This is a genomic window from Haloferula luteola (genome assembly GCF_014201715.1).
Taxonomy (GTDB): domain Bacteria; phylum Verrucomicrobiota; class Verrucomicrobiia; order Verrucomicrobiales; family Akkermansiaceae; genus Haloferula; species Haloferula luteola.
Window position 1 is genome coordinate 185,132 of the sequence record NZ_JACHFD010000002.1, and the last position, 17,960, is coordinate 203,091.

18 protein-coding genes are annotated in these 17,960 nt (G+C 58.8%); 5 read left to right on the plus strand and 13 right to left on the minus strand.

The genetic code is table 11. From position 1 onward, the window contains the following. Positions 1-21: 21 nt before the first annotated feature. Together HNR46_RS02635 and HNR46_RS02640 are read right to left on the minus strand one after the other, a co-directional pair. On the minus strand, positions 22-927 hold the full coding sequence (locus HNR46_RS02635) for a dihydrodipicolinate synthase family protein (protein WP_184015533.1): 906 nt from the start codon (positions 925-927) through the stop codon (positions 22-24). A gap of 36 nt (positions 928-963) precedes the next feature. Next, entirely contained in the window at positions 964-1,920 is a 957-nt protein-coding gene (locus HNR46_RS02640) for a proline racemase family protein (RefSeq protein WP_184015535.1), read from the minus strand. A gap of 89 nt (positions 1,921-2,009) precedes the next feature. Here HNR46_RS02640 and HNR46_RS02645 point away from each other — a divergent pair, with 89 nt between their 5' ends. Further along, on the plus strand, positions 2,010-2,762 hold the full coding sequence (locus HNR46_RS02645; RefSeq protein ID WP_184015537.1) for an AraC family transcriptional regulator: 753 nt from the start codon (positions 2,010-2,012) through the stop codon (positions 2,760-2,762). A gap of 13 nt (positions 2,763-2,775) precedes the next feature. Here HNR46_RS02645 and HNR46_RS02650 read toward each other — a convergent pair whose 3' ends face one another. The 5 genes from HNR46_RS02650 to HNR46_RS02670 form a co-directional block, all read right to left on the minus strand. After that, on the minus strand, positions 2,776-4,023 hold the full coding sequence (locus tag HNR46_RS02650) for an NAD(P)/FAD-dependent oxidoreductase (protein WP_184015539.1): 1,248 nt from the start codon (positions 4,021-4,023) through the stop codon (positions 2,776-2,778). Between the two features lie 205 nt (positions 4,024-4,228). Then, complete coding sequence (locus HNR46_RS02655; protein WP_184015541.1) at positions 4,229-6,145, minus strand: alpha-L-arabinofuranosidase C-terminal domain-containing protein; 1,917 nt, start codon at positions 6,143-6,145, stop codon at positions 4,229-4,231. A 14-nt stretch (positions 6,146-6,159) separates the two neighbouring features. After that, entirely contained in the window at positions 6,160-7,971 is a 1,812-nt protein-coding gene (locus HNR46_RS02660; protein ID WP_184015543.1) for a glycoside hydrolase family 43 protein, read from the minus strand. A gap of 122 nt (positions 7,972-8,093) precedes the next feature. Continuing rightward, positions 8,094-8,369, minus strand: a complete 276-nt coding sequence (locus HNR46_RS02665; RefSeq protein ID WP_184015545.1) for a chaperone modulator CbpM — start codon at positions 8,367-8,369, stop codon at positions 8,094-8,096. A gap of 1 nt (position 8,370) precedes the next feature. Further along, positions 8,371-9,333 (minus strand): DnaJ C-terminal domain-containing protein, encoded by a 963-nt coding sequence (locus HNR46_RS02670; protein WP_184015547.1) that lies wholly within the window; start codon positions 9,331-9,333, stop codon positions 8,371-8,373. 66 nt (positions 9,334-9,399) lie between these two features. Between HNR46_RS02670 and HNR46_RS02675 the strand changes: the two genes are divergently transcribed. Together HNR46_RS02675 and HNR46_RS02680 are read left to right on the plus strand one after the other, a co-directional pair. Then, entirely contained in the window at positions 9,400-9,999 is a 600-nt protein-coding gene (locus HNR46_RS02675) for a DUF1287 domain-containing protein (protein WP_184015549.1), read from the plus strand. A 40-nt stretch (positions 10,000-10,039) separates the two neighbouring features. After that, the gene (locus HNR46_RS02680) at positions 10,040-11,149 is read left to right on the plus strand and encodes a S1 family peptidase (protein ID WP_184015551.1); all 1,110 of its coding nucleotides are present in this window, start codon (positions 10,040-10,042) and stop codon (positions 11,147-11,149) included. Positions 11,150-11,218: 69 nt separating this feature from the next. On the opposite strand, the gene trxA is transcribed toward HNR46_RS02680, so the two are convergent. The 5 genes from trxA to pxpB all read right to left on the minus strand — a co-directional run bounded on the left by trxA (position 11,219) and on the right by pxpB (position 14,968). Then, entirely contained in the window at positions 11,219-11,539 is a 321-nt protein-coding gene (trxA, locus tag HNR46_RS02685; protein ID WP_184015553.1) for a thioredoxin, read from the minus strand. 119 nt (positions 11,540-11,658) lie between these two features. Next, positions 11,659-11,850, minus strand: coding sequence for a hypothetical protein (locus HNR46_RS02690; protein WP_184015555.1), 192 nt, complete (start codon positions 11,848-11,850; stop codon positions 11,659-11,661). A 27-nt stretch (positions 11,851-11,877) separates the two neighbouring features. Beyond that, positions 11,878-12,519: a hypothetical protein gene (locus HNR46_RS02695; RefSeq protein WP_184015556.1), complete on the minus strand. Its 642-nt coding sequence runs from the start codon at positions 12,517-12,519 to the stop codon at positions 11,878-11,880. A gap of 125 nt (positions 12,520-12,644) precedes the next feature. After that, positions 12,645-13,358, minus strand: a complete 714-nt coding sequence (locus tag HNR46_RS02700) for a LamB/YcsF family protein (RefSeq protein ID WP_184015558.1) — start codon at positions 13,356-13,358, stop codon at positions 12,645-12,647. 2 nt (positions 13,359-13,360) lie between these two features. Then, positions 13,361-14,968 (minus strand): 5-oxoprolinase subunit PxpB, encoded by a 1,608-nt coding sequence (gene pxpB, locus HNR46_RS02705; RefSeq protein WP_184015560.1) that lies wholly within the window; start codon positions 14,966-14,968, stop codon positions 13,361-13,363. 772 nt (positions 14,969-15,740) lie between these two features. On the opposite strand from pxpB, the gene HNR46_RS02710 reads away from it, so the two are divergent. Both HNR46_RS02710 and HNR46_RS02715 read left to right on the plus strand, forming a co-directional pair. Next, a complete protein-coding gene (locus HNR46_RS02710; RefSeq protein ID WP_184015561.1) occupies positions 15,741-16,742 on the plus strand; it encodes an aspartate-semialdehyde dehydrogenase in 1,002 nt (333 codons plus the stop codon). 22 nt (positions 16,743-16,764) lie between these two features. Further along, positions 16,765-17,646, plus strand: coding sequence for a polyprenyl synthetase family protein (locus HNR46_RS02715; RefSeq protein ID WP_184015562.1), 882 nt, complete (start codon positions 16,765-16,767; stop codon positions 17,644-17,646). A gap of 46 nt (positions 17,647-17,692) precedes the next feature. On the opposite strand, the gene HNR46_RS02720 is transcribed toward HNR46_RS02715, so the two are convergent. Beyond that, positions 17,693-17,866, minus strand: a complete 174-nt coding sequence (locus HNR46_RS02720) for an entericidin A/B family lipoprotein (RefSeq protein WP_221284978.1) — start codon at positions 17,864-17,866, stop codon at positions 17,693-17,695. Between the last annotated feature and the right edge of the window lie 94 nt (positions 17,867-17,960).

Genomic DNA, 17,960 nt, shown 5'->3' on the forward strand with positions numbered 1-17,960 from the left:
CCTATCCTCGCAATGAGGTCATCAAACTTCCGGAGCCGTGGCAATCGCCGTCTCGATGATCGCCGTCGCCGCGGCGAGCTCTTCGCCGACCAATTCCAAGCGAGGGGCACGCACCAAGTTATTGCCGAACTTACCTCCGGTCGCCAAGACCTGCTGCAACTTGATGAGCTGCACGAACTTCACCACCGTATCCATCCGCAGCATGGGCAGCATCCAAGTATAAATCGGCATCGCTTCTTCGATCTTTCCGGCGAGGGCAAGTTCCAGAAGTTTCACATTGTGACGTGGGAAGGCACCACCCACCCCCGTGATCCAGAATTTGGCACCCATGCCAAAACCTTCGAGTGCGCAGTCGTCCACTCCAACACCCAGCACGAGACGGTCGCCACAAACTTCGCGAATCCCAGCAATCCGCCGAGCATCCGTCGATGACTCTTTCACCGACTCAACGTTGGCAAATTCATCAGCAAGCTCCTTGATCTGGAGCGGCGTGAAGTCCGTTTTGTAAGCAACCGGGTTGTTGTAGATGATGCACGGCAAATCGGTGGCCCCAATCACTGCCGACATGTGGGCTTTCATCTCGCGCCAGTCCGAGGCGTAGAGATACGGAGGAAGCACCATCAACCCGCGGCAACCATTGTCCTTGGCCGCCTTGGCAAGATCGACGGCTTCCTTCGTGGAAAGCGCAGCGATACCGGGAATGATGGGCGTCTCTGGAAGCGCATCCACATAGGTCTTTTGCAGGGCGACCTTTTCCTCGAACGACAAAGTCGCGCCCTCGCCCAATGATCCATGGACGACGATGGCGGAGCAGCCGTTTTCGATGAGCCATTTGCCATGATCAGCCATGAGGCCGTGGTCGATGGTCAAGTCGGCGTTGAACTGGGTGAGGGTGGCGGGCATCACGCCCTTCCATTCGATACTCATGTCGATTGCTTACGTTGGGGATTGAGAAAGATGAGTTTAGAGAAAGCTAGGAATGCCGCAGGCAAAGGGATCGGCTTCGTTGAAGAAATAGGTGGCCTCGCCGTTCACCCAGGCGCGCCCGGAGATGCGAGGAAGAATCGCCCCGTCTGGGAGCAAGTCATACCGACCACAGAAAACGGTATTGAGGATCGAGGCCTGGCGCCACACCTCTCCTGGCTGGAGCCGACCCTCCGCGTGGAGGCAAGCGAGCTTCGCACTGGTTCCTGTTCCACAGGGAGAGCGATCATAGGCCTTGCCGGGGCACATCACAAAATTGCGACCATCAGCCAGCTCAGGATCTGCCGGAGGCCCGAACGACTCCACGTGGTCGATCTCCATGCCATTCTCACCCGTGATCCCCTGAACCGCGAGAGCGGTCTTCACCGCCCAAGTGAACTCCGTCAGCTCAGCCATGTTTTCAGCCACCACCTCAGGACCCTGAGAATCGATCAGGAAAAACCAATTGCCTCCCCAGGCGATGTCTCCGCGCACCCGACCCCAGCCGGGGACCTCCACCGATACGCCGCTCGCCAAGCGATAGCTCGGCACATTCGCCACTTCGACCTTACCGTCGTCACCCACAGTCGCCGTCACCACTCCCACCGGCGTGTCGATGCGGTGGACACCTGCACCGATTTTCCCGAGGTGGACAAGCGTCACCACCAAGCCGATGGTGCCGTGGATGCACATGTTGAGCGTCGAAACATTGTTGAAGAAAATGACCCCGGCGACGCAATCCGCTTCGTGCGGCTCACAGAGCAAGCCTCCGACCATCGCTTCGTGGCCGCGGGGCTCATTGCAGACGGCCTGCCGCAGCCAGTCGTGTTTCTCGCGAAAAATTCGGGCTCGATCCGCCATCGGACCGGTCCCAAGGTCCGGTCCACCGGACACAACGATGCGAGTGGGTTCCCCTTCAGTGTGGGAGTCGACAACTTTGACGGCGGGCTTTGACATTCGAGCCCTTGTTTTATCACAGAAGTCTTGTCGAAACCGCTAGCAGAGACTTCCGATCAGGCATAAGTCCTGCAAGCAAGGCATCCATCATGAAGCCAGAATCCTCCATTCCCCAAGAATTCCAAGAAGTTGCCGGTGGATTGATCCCCGTGGACCGGCTCTTCGACGGCGTCCCCGACATCGTCTTTTTCGTCAAAGACGCCCGCGGGCGGTACGTGTCGGTCAACGATACCTTGGTCGAAAGATGCGGGCTCAAAAGCCGGCACGACCTCATCGGCCGCACCGTCGAACATGTTTTCCCACCACCCTTGGCGGGTGAATTCGCCGGCCAGGATGTCGAAGTCCTGAAAACCGGCACCCCCATCCGCGACCGGCTTGAACTCCACCTCTATCCCGGCGGCTCGTCAGGATGGTGCCTCACCTACAAAGAACCGGTCCGCGGACGCGACGGACGCATCGTCGGACTTTGCGGCATCTCCCGGGACCTTCATGCCCCCTATCGGCAAGACGACGAATTCGGGGCATTGTCGACCGCCGTCGATCACATCCACCGGCATTTCGACGAACCCCTCCGATTGCCCATGCTCGCCGAAATGGCAGGACTTTCGGTCTACCAATTCGACCAACGCATTCGCTCGTTGTTCCACGTCACCGCCGGCCAATACCTGGTGAAAGTCCGCCTCGACGCAGCCTGCGAGCGCCTCTCCACCACCAAAGAGCCCATCGCTCAAGTAGCGCTGTCCTGTGGCTACTCCGATCAGTCGGCGTTCTCCCGCCAATTCAAGCAGGCCGTCGGCATCAGCCCTCTCGAATATCGCAAGAGGTTTGCTGCCGCTGAATGATCCCCTGGAGGCTTCAGAAACGCCCCGGAGCCATCGCCTCGATGGGTCGGAACGGGGCGTCTCCCGCCAAGAGGTCCGCCACCACCCGACCCGTGACAGGCCCGAGACTGAGCCCCATCATCGCATGCCCAGAGGCAACGGTGAGGTTCGGCAGCTGTTTCAACCGTCCAAGGTAGGGAACTCCATCAGGAGAAACCGGCCTCAGCCCAGCCCAGGGTTCCACACTGCGGAAATCATCTTCAGAGAATTTGGGGAAATACGAGGCGACCGACTTCACGATGCCATGAACCCGCGAGGGATTGACCGATAGATCAAGCCCCCCCACTTCCATGGTGCCTCCAAAGCGGAGCTTATTGCCCATCGGAGTGATCGCCACCTTGGCCTCCGTGAAGATCGAGCACAGTCGGGGCAGCTCCGGTGGAGAGGGCAACGTCAAGGAGTACCCCTTGCCCGCTTGGAGGGGGAGCTTGATGCCCACCAATCGCAACAGCGGAGCCGTCCACGAGCCCCCAGCAATCACGAATTCATCCGCCTCAAAAGTTTCACTCCCACCACTCACCGAGACGACCCTTCCACCGCGAGTCGCAACGCGGTCGATGGTCACGCCGCTGTGAATCTCTGCTCCTAGCGCCAGAACCCTCTTCAACATCGTCGCCATGAAGCGCGATGGATCGAGATGACAGTCTTTCGGAAAATGGACCGAACCCACGACATCCATGGTCACTCCCGGATCCAGCTCTGCGGTGGCCTTGGCGTCCAAAACCTCTGCTTCCACTCCGATTTCGTGCGCCGCGTGGGCCATCTCTGCCTCTTCCTCGAGGCCCTTCTCCGTTTTGCAAAGCATCAGCAAACCACGATCCACCAAGCCAAAGGATTCTTCCGATTCGAGCTCCAAAAACAGTCGGCGGCTTTCCAAATTCAGGTCCCGAAGCAATTCACGGCTGGCCGCCACATGGCGTTCTGTGGCGTGTCGATAAAAGAGCCATCCCCAGCGCACCAATGACGGGTCCAAACTAGGCCGCACAAAAAACGGACTCTCTGGATTCATCATCCACCGCAACCCCTTGGAAATCATTCCCGGCGCGGCCAAAGGCACGAAGTGACTTGGGACAATCATGCCTGCGTTGCCCATCGAGCAATTGTCCCCGCCCTCAGGCTCACGCTGCACCATCGTCACGGAGTAACCTCGCTTGAGCGCGTAATACGCTGAGCACAAGCCCACCACTCCGCCGCCAACGATGCATACCCGCTTCGAATCCATATCAGGCATTCTAGCTCCCGATGTCTTGTCTCCTAGCCAAGTTTTCGCCTCAGTTTCGGTCGGTTTCTAGCTCACTTCGCCCCCCTTCACCCCTACCCCCATCGCAGGGGGCCATGGGATCGCTTCCCCATACCCCCCGAATCGGTTGCCTAGTCGCCAACAAATCTCTCCACGAGGATGGTCCGAAGATCGCCCGCCCACACCCTCAGCGGGTCTGAAACGTCAGCACCACGATCGAATGAGCCGGCATCTCATAATCGGACTTCCTCTTCACCCCCTCCCATTTGCCCACTTCAGGGATCACCGCCACCGGCTGATCGAGGCGATTCGTCGCATCCATTCCCGCCGCCATCACCTCAGTCTCCACCGTACTATCAAGGCTACGGAATCCCTTCATCACCAGCGTCACCGTCTGCGGCTCCAACTCGGGATTCACCAGCTTCACGAACACCTTTCCATCCTCCTTGCGACGAGTCACCGAGGTGAATACCTTCGCATCCGCCGGCAACTCGGCCTTGAGGATCTCGTCACCAAAATTCGTGCTGAACATGCGCAAGGCATAGTAGCTCGGTGAACCATAGGCCGTCACCGCATCATAACCAATCAAGTCCGGGCGCCATTGTCGCCCGTTCAAATTGACGAACAACGGCGCATACGCCTGCATCGTCACGATGTCGGAGTTCCTTTCCATGTTGGTCATGAATGCAGCATCACCGATCGCCGCCGTCATGTTGGGAGTGGCGGGCTCCTTCGCCGAGGCAGGCTCCCAGGGAGCGAAGGGGGTTTCATGGGCCGCCCATTCGCCCACAAAAATCTCCGGTCCTTTGCGATCAAAGCCGTCGTAGTAGTCCTTGGCCATCTCCCGGAAAACCTCCGCCCGCCGGTAGAAGTGCTCATCCAGCACGTCCGGCTTGCGACTTTTCACCCATTTCTCCTTGGGCTGCTCCGATCCCACCGAGGAGATGCATTTCAACTTCGGATACTTCTTTTTGATCGCATCGTAGAACTGAGCAAACCGCCCGTCATACGATCCGGATTTGTCGAACCAATCCTCGTTCCCAATCTCCACGTAACGCATCTTGAACGGCGCGGGATGCCCATCCTTTGCCCTCCGCGCCCCCCATTTGCTGGTGGGCGGGCCCATCACATACTCGATCTCGTCGAGTGCCTCTTGGACAAAGGGTTCCAAATCCTTGCCCGGCGCCACGAAATCTCCCTTGAGGGAATATCCGGCATAGAGCCCGAGAACCGGCTCCGCACCCATGTCTTCACACCAAAGCAGAAATTCCATCAGGCCCATTCCATCCGAGGACCGGTATCCCCAGGGACAGGGATGGCCCGGACGCTCCGTCACAGGACCAAGGGTTTCCCACCATTTGAACCGCGTCTCAATCGTGTCGCCCTCCAAATAGTTCCCGCCGGGAAAACGCAGGAACTTCGGCTTCATGTCCACCAGCATCTGCATCAGATCCTTGCGCAATCCATTCGGACGATCGTTCCAGGTCGGAGGAAAAAGCGATGCGAAGCCCAGCCAACAGGTTCCAGGTTTCGCCAACTCGATCTGCAGCCGGGCATCCGCCGTCGTCGGAGCATCCGCCGCAGTCTCCAAAACCAAGTCGATGGCCAGCCACTCCTCTCCGAGCGCCGGAGTCGTCGCCGAGGCATACACGGTCGCGCCGTCGTTGGAAACGAGTGAAACCTTCAGTGTGTCGTGAAAATCCTTCCCTCCCTTCACCCGCAAACTCGCGCGATATTGAGTCGCCGGATGAATGGGAATTCCCCAATAGCCCTCATTCGTCACCCCTTCCCCTGCTGCCTTCGCTTCCACGCGCAAGCTGGCCGGGATCGCCTCATTGAAAGGTTGCGCGGCATCCAGCGAGATCACGGCGCTCCCCCACTCGCTCCAGTGCACTGCCGCTTCCGGATCATCCCGAAACGATCGATTGCGCACCAACTCGGCATAAAGGCCACCATCATAGCAAAAGTTGATTTCTTCGGTCATCAGACCGTAGTGAATCGGGCTGGCCATGGCCACGGCCTTAGAGCCATCGATGGTGAGTAACGTGGCGGCACCGGCCATCGCGGCGCTCGCCAAGAACAACAACAGGGACTGGGTTTTCATGGATTTGCTTGGGTTCACTTCCCAATCGGGATGCCTTCGCTCCCCTTGGGAAAAGGTTCGTCGAGGGGATCCATCGGCAGGATGTGACCCTCCTCATCAAACTTCATCTCCACCAAGCACACCTGCCGCCGGTATCCACTGCCGCCGGGAACGGCATGACGGTGATACGCGACGATCCACCGATCGGTCCCTGGCACATTCACCACTCCGTGGTGAGCCGTCGCCACCGCATTGCCGTGCTGGCGAAGGACAATGAAATTCTCCTGCGGGGACTCCACGGGCCCGGTCGGAGAATCCGACCACCCCCACCCTACCCGGTAATCCGGCGAACGCGCATCGTCGATGGACCACATGAAGTAGTACTTCCCCTTGCGCTTGAAGACCACAATGCCCTCACGAAACTCACGGAGGTGCATTTCCTTCGGTTCGCCCTTGAACGAGATCATGTCGTCGTTGAGCTCCCAAACCGTCGGCGTGCCATTGCCAAAATAGAGGTAGGCCTTCCCATCATCGTCGATGAACGCGTGAGGATCGATGCTGAATGTCTTGATTTCCGAATCCTTCACCAAGGGCTTGCCCAAAGCATCCTTGAACGGACCCGTCGGCGAATCTCCTACGGCCACGCCGATGTTATGCTCCCCACAGAAGTAGAAGTAATACTTCCCATCGCGCTCAATGCAGTCCGGAGCCCACGCTTTCACATTTGCCCACGAAACATCCTTCCTCAGGTCCAAGAAGACGCCTTCCTTTTTCCAGTCAACCAGGTTCTTGGATGACCAAACGGCAAACTCATAGGTGTTCCAATTCGGCCGATCCGAAGTCGGATAAATGTAGTAGGTGTCCCCAAATGCACGAATCGAAGGATCGGCAACAAATTCATCAATCGCAGGAGCCGGCACCGACGCGATTCTCTCTTTCTCCACCGAACGCACACCTTCCAAAACCTCAGCCGAAACCGGGAGGATCGATCCGTGGCGCTGACCGGAAATCACATTGGTGGAACCACTGACATCCTGCCATGACTTCAGATCTTTCGAAGCGCGTGCGCCGTAACGATGTTCGACGTAATAATCGAAATAGACTGTCACTTCATCGTCGATCACCACCGGAGCAGGGCCTTCAGCGCGTTCCTTCTCCACCACCGGCTGGTCGACCAATCGGTAAGGGCCAAGGGGTTGGTTCGCCACTGCGGCTCGGATCGGCCCCCAAATGCCTTTTTCCTGATCATCCGTCTGTTTCAGGAAGATCACCGACTTCCCGTTCATCGTCACCATCGTCGTGTCGATGTTGTTGAAGCCCGGGTCAAAAAAGATCTTTGGTTCGGTGAATGTCTCAAAATCGGGGGTGAGCACATACCAAGCTCGGTGCTGAGCTCCCTGCTTGCCCACCATCGGGACAGCGGAAGACCAAACGATAAGGTAGTTCTTCTCCTTCTCCAGCCAGTAGATCTCTGGCGCCCACGTGGTCTCCACCCCCTTGAGCTTCTCCGTCAGAGGAAGGAACTTCTGCTCTGACCATTCCATCAAGTCCTTCGACTTCGCGTAGCCGATGCCCTTGTCATGCCATCCGCTCGTCCACACCATATGAAACCATCCATCGGGCCCTTTGAGAATGTGGGGGTCTCGCAACAATTTGGAACCCACCTCCGGCTTCAGGAAAACGCGATCAAGGTCCGTCCAATCATGGGCGTCCTTGCTGTATGCCAGATGCAAACCGTCACCGTTGTCCCGAAAGGAAGTGAAAAGATAACCAGCGGGGGCCTCTTGGGCGGCCGCCGGAAACAAGCAAAACAGCAAAGGAACAGTGATCCGTGCGAGGTTTTTCATGAAATCGATGCGTCAGTCGTTGTGGAGGCCACCATGAAACGTTTCCTTGGCGAATTCTATGCGTTTCCCGACGAAATCGGTCGGAATTTCCCAAAAATGACACGAAAAACCCGCATCGCGGCTTAACGCCGAAACCGGAGTTCGTCCCTCAAGGCCTCCACCTCTCGCAAGAGCTCGGCAATCATCCGGATCGCCGCCCAATTCATCCGGTGATCCCTTCGCAGCCGCTCAATCTGTTGGAGAAGGCGCACCGAATCATCGTCAAACTGCATGTCGGGAGCCGACTCGACCAAGCCACTCCGGCAATAGAACACGATTTTTCGCCGCGAACTCCCAGTCATGCGGACGACCGTTTCCAGCGAATGAAGAATATGGGGATCTGGTTCGTAGGATTTCATTTCAGCCTGCCTCGGGTTGGAACGAAGAAAGATCACGCAACTGTTCCCACAGCTTGCGCTCTTGAGCTTGAATGGAGTCGGGAACTTCGATCGCCAGCACCACATACAAGTCCCCGGGGGCGTCCTTCTTTGGAAGCCCGTATCCCTTGAGCCGAAGTTGATCCCCCGCTTGGCTCCCTTCAGGGATTTTGACCTGAATCCTCCTGCCCCCAGGCAAGGTCACAGGCACCATCGCCCCCAACACTGCATCCCAAGGAGCCACGCCCAGATCCCGATAGAGATCATGGCCGTGAGTGCGAAAATCGGGATCGGCCGCCAGGCGCACCCGCAAATACAGATCCCCTGCCTCGCCACCCTGCCAACCCGGCCCACCATGGCCAGGAACCCGCAATCGCTGCCCTTCGCGAATGCCCGCAGGAATCCGGACCTGCACCTCTTCGACACTCACGTGACCCGTCTGCGGATCCACTCTTCGCAAAGAGATTCGCCGCATCGATCCCGTCATCGCTTCCTGCAGGGTCACCATCAAGTCCCCTTCCACATCCGATCCACGAACGGGCCCCCCACTGCGTCGGAATCCCTCGGCCCGGGCTCCGTGGTGATGACCACCCCGATGGCCGGAAAAATACCGCTCAAAGAAGTCGCTGAAACCCGTTCCTCCAAATTCAAAGTCCGCAGTTTCGTCGGGAACGGATCCACTCCACGCACTCTCCCTCGGAGCCGCTCCGCCCGGCGAGTCCCAATTCGCTCCCAAGGCATCGTAACGCTTGCGCTTCTCGGGATCCCCCAGCACTTCATAGGCCTCATTGATCTCCTTGAAACGCTCTTCCGAGCCCTCCTTGTCTTTGGCAACATCGGGATGATGCTCCCGCGCTCGTTTGCGAAAGGCCTTTTTGATCGCGGGCCCATCTGCGTCCCTCGGCACACCGAGAATCTCGTAGTAGTCTCTGAATTCCACCGACATGACTTGATGGAAACCCATTGCACTCCCTTGAAGACTTGTCTAACCCATGAGTCAAATTCTCCTGTCATGAGATCGCTCCACCTGCTTTTTCTCCTGCTACTCAGCAGCATCGGCTCCGCCCAAGACAGGGTGATGGGGCGGGTAGAAATCGTTGAGGCAGCGCGCAGTCAAATCGGGAAGACCATTCGGTATTCACCGGACTATATGGTGATCGACTACCCGGGGGGCGATATCCCCCTCGATAGCGGCGTCTGCACCGATGTCGTCGTCCGCGCGCTTCGCCAAGCTTTCCAATTCGACCTCCAGAAGCAGGTCCACCAAGACATGAAAGCTCACTTCTCGGCCTATCCCGCTCAGTGGGGGCTGAAACGTCCGGACCGCAACATCGACCACCGCCGCGTGCCCAACCTCGCCACCTTCTTCAAACGCCGGGGTCTTGCGATCCCGATCACCGATCGGCCCGAAGACTATCAACCGGGTGACATCGTCACCTGCACGGTGCCACCTCACCTCCCTCATATCATGATCGTGAGTGATCGCAAAACCTCCGATTCATGTCCTTTCGTCATTCACAACATCGGTGCCGGGACTCGCGAAGATGATTGCCTTTTTGATTTCCCCATCACCGGGCATTTTCGATTCAAAGTCCCGCCGGACGGTGACTGATGCCTTGTGTTCTCCTGCAATCCTGGTTCAGATGCTTGGCATGTTGCATCGATCCGTGCTGCTCGGCGGGTGGCTCTTGTTGATTTCCCCTTCCCTGAAGTCCGAGGAGCTCCCACCACCCACAAGTCCCAGTGGACTCTCTGAAGCGGATCAGGAGAAAATCAAAAAGGTCGTTCAAGAGCACTTCAACTCGGTGGTGCTGGTCGAAGGCGATCAATCGGCTGGGAGTGGATTCGTCGCCCACGCCGATGGCAAAACCTGGGTCTACACGGCCGCTCATGTCTTCTGCGGAAATAAGAAACTCAGCCTGGCCACTGCCGATGGCCGCAAACTCAAAAAATTCGGCTCCTTTCAGGCCTCCCGCGACGCGGATTTGGTTCGAATCGAATTGCTGGATGAATTCGATTCGAAGGTTGAGATCGGCGATCCCGGAGTGGCGCAGGTGCAAGACCCGCTGCTCGCCGTCGGCAACAGCGGCGGAGCCGGAGTTCTGACCGTGTTGAGCGGACAGATTCTGTCTCTCGGGCCGGCTCAGATGGAAGTTTCTGCAGGCGTCATTCAAGGGAACAGCGGCGGACCGATTTTTTCGGGCGAATCGGGAGAAGCCATCGGAGTGGTTACCCACCTCGTTGCCGCACGCGAAGACTTGTGGGCCAAGGATACCGACTTTTCCGAAGTGCGACGTTTTGCCACTCGTCTCGACCGCGCCATCGAATGGGATGAAATGCCCATCGGCCGTTTCCTCTCCGAAAAATCCCGCCTCGACGAATTCAATCGCAATACCCAGGTGTTGTTCGCGCTCAGCGCGCTCGATCCCGGTCAGGCAGGATTGCGCCTTAACACCCGCGTGAGTGAAGAGGGCCCCACGCTCCTCAGCATTCTATCCGAAAATGAGGACAAGCGAGTGGTCAGCGAACTCATCGAAATGAATCGCAGTTTGGGAGAACGAAGCCTCCGCACTTCGGAATCGGATCTTAAAAAGCGCTTCTCGCGCTTCTACTCCACAGCACTTCGGGATCTCAATAAGGACCGGAAGGACCTCCAACCCGAAGGGTTCTCAGGATACAACCGCGCCTCCGCTCGCAATGCCTTGGAGTGGCGTGATGACGCGGTCCAACGCCTCGAGCGGGTCTCCTCCGCAATCCGTTGAACCCCCTCACCAAAAAACCGGCTTTCCCGTGGAAAAGCCGGTTGGAAATGCGTTGTTTGGAATCGAGGATCAGGCAAGAGCCTCCAGCTTAGCCTTCAGCTGGTCTTTGGTGACATTGGCACCCACGATCTGATCCTTCACCTCTCCGCCCTTAAAGAAAAGCAGCAGGGGAATGCTGCGGACTCCATATTTCACGGAAAGCTCACGAGCTTCGTCCACATTCACCTTACCTACCTTGGCTTTGCCTTCGACCTCGCCCGAAAGCTGCTCGATCACCGGGCCAATCATTTTGCAGGGACCACACCACTCCGCCCAGAAGTCCACGAGGACCGGAACGTCGGAATCGATCACCTCACTTTGGAAATTGCTGTCGTTAAGTTGAAGCGCCATGGCCGAACCATGCCGCTCGAATGACGGATGTCAACTACCGGGGATTCCCCTCATCTTGCAAAAGAAAAGCCCGGCCTCCCTAGGGATGACCGGGCTTGCAAGAATCGGATTGTCGAAGATCACTCGCCGAGGTCGACCGGCTCATCCGCCGGGGCCTCTTCAGAATCCATCGCTTCATCGCTCCCCATATCCGAGGAGTCCGAAGCCGCTGGAGCGGAGGTGTCAGCCATCTTGGTGTCCACCAACGAAGTGGTGAAGGTCAAACCAGCGACAGCGAGAGCAAGAACGAGTGCGATGATGGGCGGAACCATGAGATTCGGATTGTGAGAGCTTGGTGCTTAGAACAATTGGGACCACTCGACATCCTTCGGAGCGGCATCTTCATCGTGGCCGAGCCACAGTTGAGCGGTCGAAATCTGCAGGAACAAGACCACTGCAGCGGCAACGGCGGTGAGGATCGAAAGACCGACCACCACCGGGCTGTCCACGCCTTCTTCCTCCTCCTCGTCATCCAAGGCACCCATGGTAGCCATTTGCGAGGCGGCAGGAGCAGAGGCGCCCATCGGTTGAGTGGGCGGCTGAAGCTGAACCGTGGCTTTCGGGAGGCTCGGTGAGCTCGCACCTGCGGTAGCAAGTTTGATGGTCGGAGCGGGAGCCGGAGCGGCGCCTGGGGCGGAAGGAGCCGCACCCGTATTCAGCTTGATCGTCGGAGCCGGGGCTGGGGCAGGAGCACCCGCCGGCTTGGTCGCCACAGGAGCCGCCGTCGGAGGCTTAGGAGCTGAAGGAACCGGAGCTGCCGTCGGCGGGCGAGGAGCAGCGGCCGTGGGAGGCATCGGAGCGGAAGGCTTTGGAGCCGAGGGGGCCGGAGCTGCTCCCGCAGGTGCCGAAGGGGCATCGGCAGCTTTGAGGGTCACACGGACCGTTTCCTTTTTGAGCGGGACGCTCGAAGTGTGCTTAGACGGCTGATCTTGATCGCTCATGGAGTGGGATTTTTGGGAATTTGAGTTTGTGTGAAAGACAACAAGCATTTGCGCCCGGGGCGTGTCAAACCTCCTTCTCACAAAGGAAGCACGGGATTTCACCCGGCCCAGCCAGCCTTATTGGTTTAAAAAACCACGGCATGGGGAGCCACCAGAGTCCAGCCTGCCTCCTCCAAGCTCAGCCGCAGAAAAGTCAGCAGTTTCACCGCCGCCACCCCATCGCCATGAACGCAAAGGGTTTCCACCCGCTGGGCAAGGTCGATCGCCTGAACGAGCGCTTCCTCCGGGTCGTGAATCACCGCGTTCGGTTGACCTCGCGGCACCAGTTTCCCATCGCCACCATACCGGCGATCGGCAAATCCCTCACGGATCACACGCAGTCCCCTCCCCCTTCCTTGATCCTCCAGCCACCCATCAGGCGGCACGGTGACTCCCGCCTCAGGAAAATGATGCGCGACCTGATTCAAAAAAACATCGGCCCAGTCGGCAGCACCGTCCAGCTGGTGATAAAGCGCCCCATGAGCTTTCACGTGGGCGACCTCCACCCCGACCTCCTCGGCCAATTTCCGAAATCGTGACAACTGCCGAACCAGCAGCTCCTCCAATGCACCCATCTCCATCTTCATCGGCCGACGCCCGAAATGCTCCCGATCTTCGTGCCCCGGGTGGGCCCCCACCGCCACCCCTTGAGCTGCCGCCCACTCCATGGCCCTGCGCAGAGTCATTTCATCCCCTGCATGACCCCCGCAGGAGATGTTGACGGAAGTCGCCAACGCAATCAGGGCTTTGTCGGCATTTCCCCCTTCCCCAAGATCCACATTCAGGTCGATCCGCTGCATGGCTAGGGCATAAGAAACGACAGCCCGAGACGCAACCGCTCGAGGTCTCCCGTCAATTCCTGCCAAGCGAGGATCGCCTCATCGAGCTCCACCTCGCGGAAGTGGACCACAGTTCCCGGCCAGACTCTGGCCAAGCGTGGTAGATCCGCCGAAATCACATGAGCCACCTGAGGGTATCCCCCGAGAGTCTGGGATTCCGGCATCAGCACAATCGGATGTCCATCCGGAGGAACTTGGATCGATCCCGCCACGACCGGCTGTGACACCATTTCGCGCCCGGCACTCTCAAGCCTCGGACCTTCGAGACGCATCCCCATCCGATCAGATTGCCCACTGACTCGGAATGCCTTCGATAAAAAGGTTCTTCGGGTCGAGTCGTCAAACTCATGGGCTTGAACCCCGCGCAGCACGCGCACTTCGACCTCTCCGCCGGGCAATTCCAAAGGAGGCCATCCCACCCTCCAACCGCCAGGCTTGGGCACTCTCGCCTCATCCAACCCCAGCCCCAAGCGATCTCCTGCCATCAATCGCCGCCCCTGGAATCCCCCAAAGCCGGCCCGGCAATCGGTGGCTCGACTTCCCATGAATTCGGGAACTTGTACCCCCCCAGAAACGGCGATCACCCCGCGCACGGAACCCAACGGAGAGCGGAGATCGAGCACCTCTCCCGCCAAGACATCCACCATTTTTCCTCCGCCCCGCCACCCCAACCACGCCACATGCGCCGCGCGGTCGAACCTCAACCGTGGACCACTCAAGGTCACCTCCAGGACCGCCGCATCGCCCGGATTTCCCACCATGGCATTCGCCGCAATCATCGAAACCGGATCCGCCGCCCCTCCGGGAGTCACTCCCCAGCGCCGAAATCCCTCGCGAGCTTTGCTCTGGATCGTCGTCATCGGCCCGGCCTCCAGCACCTCCACTTCACCCCGATGATTTTCAGGAATTCCTACGTCCTTGGGGAAATGAAGGCCCTCCCTCGTCGGAACAAAACGCACGCGGTCTCCAGGATTCAGCGTACCGGGGACATCCCGGCTCCCATCAAACAAAACGAAGTCGGTTCTTCCCAGCACCCACCATCCAGCTGGCGATGCGCAGGGATAAATGCCGGCCTGAGCTCCAGCGATGGCCACCGCACCCGGCAGAACCATCCTCGGGGTCGCCTTACGGCCGAGCTGCAAAGCCTCCGGCAATCCAAGCAAATAAGGGAATCCTGGAGCAAACCCAAGAGTCGCCACTTGAAAGACCGCCTCTGAGTGCAGGGAGACCACCTGTGACTCCGAAAGTCCCAACCGGATCGCCACTTCCTCCAAATCCGGTCCGTCCTCCCCTCCATAACGAACGGGGATCTCGATCAAACGACCTTGCAACCGATCCGCCCCGTCATCATCCGTGCTCAATTCCCTGACTCGCCTTCCCACCTCCGTCAGGTTGCCGGGATCGGTATGCACCGCCACCGTGTCGTAACTGTTCACCACATCGGTGACGCCATCGATCGCAGCAGCCCGCAGACGTTCCGCCAACCTCAACACCCGCTGCAAATTCGCGCGGACCTCCCGGCCGGAAGTTCGAAAAAGCCATGCGGAATCACCCAGTGTTTGCCAACCCACGCCCGCACCCTCCCCGACACCACGCCAAGATCAAGCCGTCGCTGCCGTAAAAAAAACTTCGCACTCGGCGCGAGCCGAATGCGAAGCGTCATCAAACGGATGGCACGACCTCTTCAGAGGCCCTGCATGGAGAAATCACTTCGAGTAATCCACCTCAGCAGCCGGCATCTCCGAAAAGGCCGGAAGCGGGCGAAGACCAGGAGCCTTCGGCTCGCTGGTGCAGCAGCAAGAGGCACCGAGGAAAGCGAACACGGAAGCGAGAACAGCGGCAAAGATTCGGATCGTCATTGGATTTTTGAAGTTTGACTGGCCTTGCTCTCCAAAAATCAGGGCGGACTGTCAAGCAGTCCGCCCCGAATCAAGGTCATTTCCCCAGCGAGGTGCCGGGGAAACGAATGAAATCACTTGGCAGGAGCCACGTAGGTCGGCGCAGCCGGGGCCGGTGAACTCGAGCAGCAGGAAGCAGCCAGGAAAGTTCCAGCGGCGGCAGCGGCAAGAAGGGCGATTTTAGCAATTTTCATGATCTCGTTCTGAATTCGGTTAGTTCGGTTGCGACCTGCGCACGATAGCTCAGGGTCCTCGCAGTCTAACGGGGACCCCAAACCGCGCAAGGGGAAATCAGAAACCGCTAGGCACGGAATTGCCACGCATTTTTCTGTGTTCACGAAGTTCGCTCCCCTGAATGCCAGAGGGTCCCGGAAGTCCCACGAACACACGATTCGATTGCCAGAACGCTTCCCGTCCGTATGCTGCCCGCCCTTTCGCGAAAGCCATGAACGAACCGAAGAACGTCGCCATCGTCGGGGCCACTGGAGCCGTTGGCGTGGAAATGCTGCAGTGCCTTGAACAACGGAACTTCCCCGTGAAGAACCTGACCCTCCTTGCGTCCGCTCGTTCCGCTGGCAAACGCATGACCTTCCGTGGCGCCGAAATCGAAATCCAGGAGCTCACCCACGATTCCTTCCAAGGCATCGACATCGCCCTGTTTTCTGCAGGAGGCGGAATCTCCAAAGAATTCGCACCCTCCGCCGCCGCTGCCGGAGCCATCGTCATCGATAACTCGTCCGCCTTCCGGATGGAGGATGACGTGCCCCTTGTCGTGCCGGAAATCAATGGTGACCAGGCCCTCAAGGCACCTCGTGGCATCATCGCCAACCCCAATTGCTCGACCATCATCACCTTGATGGCCTTGGCGCCCCTCCACTCGGCCTTCGGACTCAAGTCGATCATCGCCTCCACCTATCAGGCAGTCTCCGGGTCCGGCGCTCAGGGCATCCTTGAATTGGAAGAACAGATTCAGGCCATGGCCAAGGGCGATCCCATCACCCCCAAGGTCTACCAACACCCGATCGTCTCCAACGTGATCCCTGAGGTCGATGCCTTCACGGAGAGCGGCTACACCAAGGAAGAACTCAAGATGCTCCATGAAGGCCGGAAAATCCTGAACCTTCCTGAACTTCGCGTGTCCTGCACCTGCGTCCGGGTGCCCGTCGTCCGCTCCCACTCCATTTCGGTCACCGCCCAATTTGATCAGGAAGTAAGCGTCGAAGCCGCGCGCGCCGCCTACGCCGGAAAGCCAGGTGTCGCGGTTCGCGACAATCCTGCCGAACGACTCTATCCGGTTCCATTGGACACCACTGGCAAGGACGACTGCCTCGTCGGGCGTATCCGCAAGAACCTCGTCTTCAACAACGCCCTCGATCTCTGGGTCGTCGGAGACCAGGTCCGCAAAGGCGCGGCTCTCAACGCCGTGCAGATCGCCGAACTTCTCTGATCCGGCTTCATCCGCAGCTTCCATGGACCTCAAGGAATACCTCGAAACCAGCGCCGCTCAGGTGGATGCTGCCCTCGATGGCTTTTTGCCCTCGGCCAAACAGCGCCCTGCCAAGATCCATGAGGCCATGCGCTACAGCCTGTTTGCGGGTGGCAAACGTCTGCGACCCGTGCTCGCGCTGGCCGCAGCAGAAGCCTGTGGCGGCGAGATTGAGCTCGCGATGCCCGCGGCCTGCGCGGTCGAGTTGATGCACACCTACTCGTTGGTCCACGATGACCTGCCGTGCATGGACGACGATGACCTCCGCCGAGGTCGTCCGACCTGCCATAAGGTTTTCGGAGAAGGGATGGCCGTGTTGACCGGTGATGCTTTGCTCACGGAAGCCTTTCTCATTCTCTCCGAGACCGCCCCTACCGCACGCTACCCCCTTTCCGCATTCATCGCGGAGTTCGCCATTACAGGGGGCTCAACCAAACTCATCGGTGGACAAGTCCTCGATCTCGAAGGGGAAGGCCGGGAATTGAAGAAGGCGGAACTGGTGCGCATCCACGAGGCCAAAACGGCTGCGCTGCTGACTTCAAGCCTGCGCTTAGGAGCCATGAGCGCCAATGCCACCCCGGCAAAACTCGATGCCGTCACTGACTTCGGCTACCACCTTGGATTGGCCTTCCAGGTCATCGACGACATTCTGGACGTCACCCAAACCACCGAAGTTCTCGGCAAAACAGCGGGTAAGGATGAAGCCGTCGCGAAGGCGACCTATCCGGCGATCCTCGGCCTCGACAAGGCACGCAAAGAAGCGGCTCGATTGACCAAAAAAGCCATGGAGTCCTTGGAGCCGCTAGGCGGCAAGGGCTCAAGACTGCGCGAGATCGCCGCCTACCTCCTCGATCGGGAATACTGAGAACGTCGGAGTCGAGGCCTCAGCCAGCGGCATCACCCCTGCCGGCTTATTGCGCCGCCTCCTCGATTTCATTGCCCAATTTCTGTACATCCCGGCCCACCCCCGCAGCGGTCGAACAGGACGTCATGGCAAACACGAGCAGGTAAAGGACGCCGAACACCACGCTCAGCCCCATCAATCGCGGACCCGAGTTGGATCGAAGGTAATCTTTAGGATTCATCGCGGCCCGCTATCGCAAACCCTGAGCCAGAACCTGGATGTCGCATTTTCAGTGACTTCCCTCCTCGCGCTCCTCGGCGACGGTGCAAAATCGA

Excerpts from the sequence above, each read along its gene's own strand:
- HNR46_RS02655 (WP_184015541.1), bottom strand. The coding sequence starts at position 6,145 with ATGAAAACCCAGTCCCTGTTGTTGTTCTTGGCGAGCGCCGCGATGGCC.
- HNR46_RS02635 (WP_184015533.1), bottom strand. The coding sequence starts at position 927 with ATGAGTATCGAATGGAAGGGCGTGATGCCCGCCACCCTCACCCAGTTC.
- HNR46_RS02665 (WP_184015545.1), bottom strand. The coding sequence starts at position 8,369 with ATGAAATCCTACGAACCAGATCCCCATATTCTTCATTCGCTGGAAACG.
- HNR46_RS02670 (WP_184015547.1), bottom strand. The coding sequence starts at position 9,333 with ATGTCGGTGGAATTCAGAGACTACTACGAGATTCTCGGTGTGCCGAGG.
- HNR46_RS02640 (WP_184015535.1), bottom strand. The coding sequence starts at position 1,920 with ATGTCAAAGCCCGCCGTCAAAGTTGTCGACTCCCACACTGAAGGGGAA.
- HNR46_RS02660 (WP_184015543.1), bottom strand. The coding sequence starts at position 7,971 with ATGAAAAACCTCGCACGGATCACTGTTCCTTTGCTGTTTTGCTTGTTT.
- HNR46_RS02710 (WP_184015561.1), top strand. The coding sequence starts at position 15,741 with ATGAACGAACCGAAGAACGTCGCCATCGTCGGGGCCACTGGAGCCGTT.
- trxA (WP_184015553.1), bottom strand. The coding sequence starts at position 11,539 with ATGGCGCTTCAACTTAACGACAGCAATTTCCAAAGTGAGGTGATCGAT.
- HNR46_RS02695 (WP_184015556.1), bottom strand. The coding sequence starts at position 12,519 with ATGAGCGATCAAGATCAGCCGTCTAAGCACACTTCGAGCGTCCCGCTC.
- HNR46_RS02650 (WP_184015539.1), bottom strand. The coding sequence starts at position 4,023 with ATGGATTCGAAGCGGGTATGCATCGTTGGCGGCGGAGTGGTGGGCTTG.
- HNR46_RS02700 (WP_184015558.1), bottom strand. The coding sequence starts at position 13,358 with ATGCAGCGGATCGACCTGAATGTGGATCTTGGGGAAGGGGGAAATGCC.
- HNR46_RS02720 (WP_221284978.1), bottom strand. The coding sequence starts at position 17,866 with ATGAATCCTAAAGATTACCTTCGATCCAACTCGGGTCCGCGATTGATG.
- HNR46_RS02645 (WP_184015537.1), top strand. The coding sequence starts at position 2,010 with ATGAAGCCAGAATCCTCCATTCCCCAAGAATTCCAAGAAGTTGCCGGT.
- HNR46_RS02675 (WP_184015549.1), top strand. The coding sequence starts at position 9,400 with ATGAGATCGCTCCACCTGCTTTTTCTCCTGCTACTCAGCAGCATCGGC.
- HNR46_RS02680 (WP_184015551.1), top strand. The coding sequence starts at position 10,040 with ATGTTGCATCGATCCGTGCTGCTCGGCGGGTGGCTCTTGTTGATTTCC.
- HNR46_RS02690 (WP_184015555.1), bottom strand. The coding sequence starts at position 11,850 with ATGGTTCCGCCCATCATCGCACTCGTTCTTGCTCTCGCTGTCGCTGGT.
- HNR46_RS02715 (WP_184015562.1), top strand. The coding sequence starts at position 16,765 with ATGGACCTCAAGGAATACCTCGAAACCAGCGCCGCTCAGGTGGATGCT.